The sequence below is a fragment of the Salifodinibacter halophilus genome, assembly GCA_012999515.1.
Classification (GTDB): Bacteria; Pseudomonadota; Gammaproteobacteria; order Nevskiales; family Salinisphaeraceae; genus Salifodinibacter; species Salifodinibacter halophilus.
In genome coordinates this window covers 1-240 of record JABEEB010000654.1, presented here as the reverse complement: position 1 = coordinate 240, position 240 = coordinate 1, and the positions used below count along the sequence as shown (strand labels likewise).

Below are 240 nucleotides of genomic sequence, written 5' to 3'. Positions count from 1 at the left end.
ACCAAGTCGTAACGCTCGCCGAGTCGAACTTATTTGATATTATCGGCCATTTGGATTTGGTGAAAATTTTTAAATACGTTCCGGAAGATGAAGAGTTTTTGCTTGAGCAATACGACCGGGCAACGACAGCGCTCGCCAATTCGAAGACGTGCGTCGAGATCAGCACGGCCGGGCTGCGCAAGCCGGTCGGCGAGCTGTATCCCGATCCGCGGCTGCTGCAAATGTGCTATGACAAAGGCA

Annotated in this window: 1 protein-coding gene; it reads left to right on the top strand. The window is 52.1% G+C overall.

Features of this window, described 5'->3' with window-relative positions; all coding sequences use genetic code 11:
* Positions 1 to 240: histidinol phosphatase (locus tag HKX41_13190; GenBank protein NNC25089.1), on the top strand; the 240-nt coding region annotated here is incomplete at both ends.